Origin of the sequence: Chitinophaga sp., from assembly GCF_036569125.1 — a bacterium.
Classification (GTDB): Bacteria; Bacteroidota; Bacteroidia; order Chitinophagales; family Chitinophagaceae; genus Chitinophaga.
Window position 1 is genome coordinate 1 of the sequence record NZ_DATCRF010000324.1, and the last position, 6,285, is coordinate 6,285.

3 protein-coding genes are annotated in these 6,285 nt (G+C 47.8%); 2 read left to right on the forward strand and 1 reads right to left on the reverse strand.

Annotated features, from left to right (window positions below; translation table 11 throughout):
- Window positions 1-2,017: zinc-dependent metalloprotease (locus tag VIM87_RS12080; RefSeq protein ID WP_331997237.1), on the forward strand; the 2,017-nt coding region annotated here is incomplete at its 5' end.
- 68 nt (window positions 2,018-2,085) lie between these two features.
- Here VIM87_RS12080 and VIM87_RS12085 read toward each other — a convergent pair.
- On the reverse strand, window positions 2,086-4,989 hold the full coding sequence (locus VIM87_RS12085; RefSeq protein ID WP_331997238.1) for an HD domain-containing protein: 2,904 nt from the start codon (window positions 4,987-4,989) through the stop codon (window positions 2,086-2,088).
- A gap of 316 nt (window positions 4,990-5,305) precedes the next feature.
- On the opposite strand from VIM87_RS12085, the gene VIM87_RS12090 reads away from it, so the two are divergent.
- Window positions 5,306-6,285 (forward strand): chitinase (locus VIM87_RS12090; RefSeq protein WP_331997239.1); only part of this gene is annotated, 980 nt, incomplete at its 3' end.

Sequence of the window (6,285 nt, forward strand, 5' to 3'; positions counted from 1 at the left end):
CGCCTTTCCCATTAAGGCCTTGAATGATAGCGCCAGAAGCAGCGTAATAGAGGTAACGGATTATATTATTGGCGATAACTCTGTACTGTTCTTTGATGCTGCCATCAAGAATTTTATGTCGGTAGGCATGCAGGCGGCAGACCGCTCTTATATTGAAAGCGTAAAAGCCTATCCCATGAACATAGAGGTAAAGGCGGTGAAGACCTATAACAGCAAGCCATACCTGGATGGCAGTATGAAGATCTATACCTATGAGCTGAACAGCTCCATAGTGCTGCTGCCAAAAGTGCCTATGCAGGCGCGTTACTTTGATCCGCGCGTAGGTTTTTTTGCAGATGATTTTGTGGACTTTGATGCCAACCCGCAGGGCATAAAAAAAGAGAGCGTGATATGGCGCTGGCGTATGGAGCCTAAGCCGGAGGATCTGGAAAAATACCGCCGCGGCGAGCTGGTAGAACCTGCCAACCCCATTGTTATTTATATTGATCCGCAAACACCTAAGAAATGGGTGCCCTACCTGATCAAAGGTATTAACGACTGGCAGGCAGCGTTTGAAACCGCCGGGTTTAAAAATGCTATCATAGGTAAAGAGGCGCCGGTAGGCGACAGCACCTGGAGCATTGATGATGCACGCCACTCTGTAGTAGTGTACAAACCATCGGCCATTGCCAATGCCTCTGGCCCCAGCATTAAGGATCCCCGCAGCGGCGAGATCATGGAAACGCATATTAACTGGTACCATAACGTAATGGACCTGGTGCACCGCTGGTACTTTATACAGGCAGGCGCCATTGACCCGCGTGCCCGCAAGCTGCAGCTGGATGATGAGCTGATGGGACAGCTGATCCGTTTTGTATCCTCCCATGAAGTAGGCCATACGCTGGGTCTGCGGCACAACTGGGGCTCATCTGCCACCGTGCCGGTAGATAGCCTGCGCAATAAACAATGGGTAGAGGCGCATGGGCATACGCCTTCCATTATGGACTATGCACGTTTTAACTATGTAGCGCAGCCGGAAGATAACATCAGTGAAAAAGGCATTTTTCCCCGCATTGGCGATTATGATAAATGGGCCATTGAATGGGGTTACCGTTACATACCGGAAGCTAACAGCGCCGCAGCCGAAAAGCCCATCCTCAACAAATGGGTGATGAATAGGCTGGCTGCCAGCAAGCGTTACACCTTTGGCATTGAAAGAGTGCCCTGGGATCCTAAAACCTGGCTGGACCCGCGTAACCAGAACGAAGACCTGGGAGATGACGCCATGAAAGCAAGCGGCTATGGTATTAAGAACCTGCAGCGCATTGAAGGCCACCTGATAGAATGGACCCGCGAACCCAATGAAGATTATGAAAAGGCGGCCGATATGTATAAGGAGCTGGTGCTGCAATATCAGCGCTATATGGGGCACGTTGCAGCCAATGTAGGCGGTATTTACACTACACCCAAAACTGTAGAGCAGCCCGGCGCCGTTTATGAATTTGAAAGTAAGGAAAAGCAGAAAAGGGCTATCGCCTTTTTGCAGCAGCAGCTGTTTGCCACACCGGAATGGCTGAACGATGAAAAGCTTTTCAGCCTTACAGAAACCGGTTTCAGCATGGTAACCAGTGTGCAGAACCAGGTATTGTTTTCCCTGCTGGATGCTAAGGTTATAAACCGTTTGCTGGAACAGCAGGCTTTTGAACCATCCAAAGCCTACACACCGGCAGAAATGCTGCAGGACCTGCAGCAGGGCATTTTCTCCGAATTACCGGCGCATAAGAACATTACTTTCTATCGCCGCAATTTACAGAAGGCCTATGTGGAAAAGCTGATCACCCTGTTGCCGCCCCTGGCGGAAAAGGCCGGTTTAAGCAGCCTGAATGATGGCATATCTATAGTAAAAGCCCACGCCAGAAAACTGGCAGCAGCCATAAAAACGGCGGCGGTTACGGCGCCTGATAATGCATCACGTGAGCACCTTCAGGACCTGTATGAGCGGTTGGATAAGGTGTTACACGCGGTAAAGGTAAGTTAGAGGATTGACAGACTTTTTTGCCTTTATTCTCATATGAGCAGGCCCGTGGTTTTTACCGCGGGCTTTTTTTATTTATACTTTCGCATATAACGTTCCAGCTCTTTAAATGCAAGCGGGAATTTTTCGCGCCGGGCTTCCAGGTCATAAGGAATGATCACATCTTTACCTTTACCCAGGTAATAGGCCAGCAGCTCATTGAGCATAAAGATGTTGGTGGAACGTTTTAATTCATACTCCTTTAAAAAATTGATGCCGCTTGCGTATTGACTAACAAAATCAGCCGTAACAATGCCTGTTTTAGGAGTGCTCAGGTGAAAGCTGGTCCATTCCGGTGTTTCAATATTTATCTTATGTTCTTTAGCTATCCGCAAGGGGATCCGTTTTTTAGTGGGATGAAAAATATCCCCGTACCGCTCTTTCTTCAAAAATACATGCCCGGCTGATTTAATATAACCAATTCTGTCCGGATCGTTTTCTGCCGGTTTATTATGGTCCGTTTCCGGTGCGGGTGCGTCATTCCAGTCCCATTCCAGGTCATCATCTTCTGTAAAAAGACGGTTGGAATCCTCTGTAACAAGTAATGAATAGTCATTGATAGCATTTATCCTGGTATTATCCAGCTGAATAAAAAAGTTAGCGGCATCTATTTCCAGGATCTTGTTTGAAAGGGTTTCCTCCTCCCACTGTATAAATAAAACATCCAGCCTGCCAAGCTGCCGGATGCAGTAATCAGCATTCAGCAAAAAGCCTTCCTTGGAAAACAGCACGGCATTCATGTCGTAGGGAGTGTATCTGCCGTTGTTGCGAATAAAAGCAGGGTAATTAAAAGTGGTACGCCGCAGCTCCATACGTTGGTCATGCACCTGGCTTATACCGGTAACAGTGAGCACATAGGCAATAAAATCTTTGTAAATATCCCGGGACAGGTCTTTGCGGAAAGTTAAATGGCCGGAGAAGCGGCTTCTGTCCAGCGTTAGCGGCAGGTTGCCTTCGTAATCAAAAACAGCGACCTTTGGTATCACTTCAATATCATAAAGCTCTATTTCGTCTGACGGAATAATAATCCCGTTGCAGGAAAAACCAGCGCCGGAAAAATCTTTACTGTAAGTCCAGTGGATCTTGTTATACCCGGCGGAATCAAAAGCCTGCCATTCATCCGGCAGCTCATCATGCAGATCCGGGTCCTGCCTTTGATAACTTCTAAAAGGTTTCTGAAGATAACTGTATAGAATGGCGGGGCTGCTTAAGGTATACCATTTGAACCACGCGCTGTCGTCGTCTTTATCCTCAGGGTCCATTTCATTAAGGGTATCTTCACTAATGCTTATTTTAATAGAAGTGCCAACGGGCAGGGAATAGTCTTTTGTAATATTGATCTGCGTGGTATGCAGGCCTGCAGTAAAAGTATAACCATATTCCTCACCTGTTCTGCGGGTGCTTACATGAATGGTTTTCCCTATCAGGAAAGCGGCCAGCAGCCCTACTCCGAAGCGGCCGTTCCTTCTTACAATGGTGTGGCCCTGCGCATCAATAAATGTTTTCTGCCATTCGGTGCTTTTCCGGTAAGAGGCGCCGGCCTTCAAAAAATAATGTTTAATAATATCCGCATTCATGCCCAGGCCATTGTCGGTAATAGTGAACCAGGCCTGCTCATCTTCATCTTTTGTTACAGCGGCTGTTATCAACGGCGTATAGGCGTTATTCCCGTTCTTTCTTTCCAGCTCCTCCCGCTCTTTACAGGCATCTACCGCATTTTGCAGCAGCTCACGTACGCCAAAGGAAGGGTCATTACCATAGAGCGGTGCAATCATGAGCTTAATGATCTCATCGCCGGCTTTAAAAGAAAAGCTGTCCGGTATGTATTGCTGCCGGTTCAGGAACCATTCTTCTCCCAGGTTTGAAGTAATGCGCCGGTACTTGATCTCAGGCCGCTCCGTATTCCCGTAATGTTCTCCCAGCACCGCCCAGGAAATATCCATTTCATACTGGATGTCTGCGATCAGGTTTTTAAGCTTCAGGTACGTCATGCTGTCCTTGGGGGATGCCTGTACGTAGATCCGTTCAGGATCATCCTGGTACCGGGTATCAATATCATCCACAGATAAGTGGGTTTGATGTTCGCCTTCAGAATACGGGCTGGCAAATGTTTTGAGCTTTATCAGCGTTTTGGAGGTGCGGCTGCTGTCGATCTGTATATAATCGGCTATTCTCAGCAGCACCATCAGGTACACGGCATGCACCCCTAACGGATGCCGCTTATTCAGGCGGCCAAAATTATCTTCAATGTAATCAATACAGGCTCTTAATCCCATGCCATGGCTGCGCGCTACCAATCCTACCAGGTCTTTGAGCTTAGGTTCCATGCCACCGGCAAATTCAAGCGTACCCTGTCCGCCCGGAAATCCCTTGATAGCTATTTCATGCGCCAGCCGGGGATGATGCCTTCTGATAAATTCGCCAATGAGCTTTTTATCATTATTGGTAATGCTGCCTTTGTCATGCAGCGCCGGTGGGTGAATGCTGATATTTTCCGTTCCAAAAATAGCCAGCAGCTGTTTTTCGTTAAACTTCTGCGCTTCATTTAAATAATCTGCCCAAAGCTGCTGCCAGGTTAGTTTGTCCAGGGTATGCATGCGTACTCCGTCAAATGTTCCGTTCAGCAGTTGTATAAATCCATCCAGGCTAAGATGCATGGCCAGGTCATGTAACACTACGGCCAGCACATAACAGCCGGCATCCTTAGCGCTCAGGATCGTATCAAAGGTATCCTTTGTTACCAGGTTATCGGAAGAGGCCAGCACCTGCTGTATATGTTTGATGCCATGATCCGTATACTCCTCAAAGAAATAGAGCTTATTATCTTCCAGTATTTCGCCAAATTCAGCGGCGGTTTTAAGAATGATACCCAGGAAAAGCTGATCGCCTTGTTGTAATTTTTCGCGGAACCTTTCCGGTATAAGGATGTTTGCCATAGGGGTACTCGTGTGAAATAATGCGTTAAATATAGGATTATTTCCAAAAAGCTTAAAAAAGTAGGGTACCCGGTAGTACCATTTTCCTCCTGGTCCGTCTTAGCCTGTACTTAAATATAACTATGAGCACTTTACAACTATAATAACTCAAAATCACCATCATAAAACCATGATCGCCACACATTAATCTGTCAGCATTATTCATTGAAAACCTAAATTGAAAGAACCTATGAGAAGCCTGTCCTGTACAAAAGGACGCATGAACCTACTGCAAAGGTGCAAGCGAAGTTTTATTGTTGTTTTATTCCTGTGCTGTATGACCACAGCATTTAAAAGCGCTGCCCAAAACCTGGCAGATGTAGTGACCAGCGCAGACTGGAGCACTTTTTTTCCGCATCGTTTTAACCCCGATGACCGTACCGGCGCTGGCACACCGCCCGCCACACCCGCAAAGGATTTTTATTCCTATGCAAATTTTGCAGAGGCCGTGCGCCGCATGGGCAACATTAAAATTATAGTAGAACGCCGCTGTGCCACCAACGCTTACCGCCTTACCCGCGTGGATAAAACCACCGGCGCATCAGTCGTGTTCCGTACAGATGCGGATTTTAATATCAGTCCTAACATGATCCTCACCGAAACAGTGGATTATGCTTCTTTTGCCGGCGAAGGCGACCTGGCAGCACGCAAACGTGAGCTCATGGCTTTCCTGGCCAATATTTCCCAGGAAACCACCGGTGGCTGGCCTACTGCGCCGGGCGGCCCTTACGCCTGGGGCCTGTACTTCCGGGAAGAAGTAGGTTTTGAAGGCACCAACAACATTGGCTACCGCGATGAAAGTAATGCGCAGTATCCGCCGGCGCCGGGTAAATCGTACCATGGCCGCGGCCCTATACAGCTTAGCTATAATTATAACTACGGGCAGGCAAGCGAGTTTATTTTTGGCGATAAGAATGTGTTGCTGGCCAACCCGGAGAAAGTGATCCAGGATGGCGTGATCGCTTTTGAAACCGGTATCTGGTTCTGGATGACGCAGCAATATCCCAAACCCTCCTGTCATGAGGTGATGATCCCAGGCAAATGGACGCCCACTGCCGAACAAACAGCCCTGAGCCTGAAACCGGGTTTTGGCGCAACCGTAAATATTATTAACGGCGGGGTAGAATGTGGCGGCAGCACAGAGAATACAAAAGTATTAAGCCGTATTGGCCATTACCAGCGCTACACCGGTCTTAAGCAGGTAAGCCTGGAATTGAATGGCGGTAACAATGCGGTGAACTGCGGTTGCGCCAATAT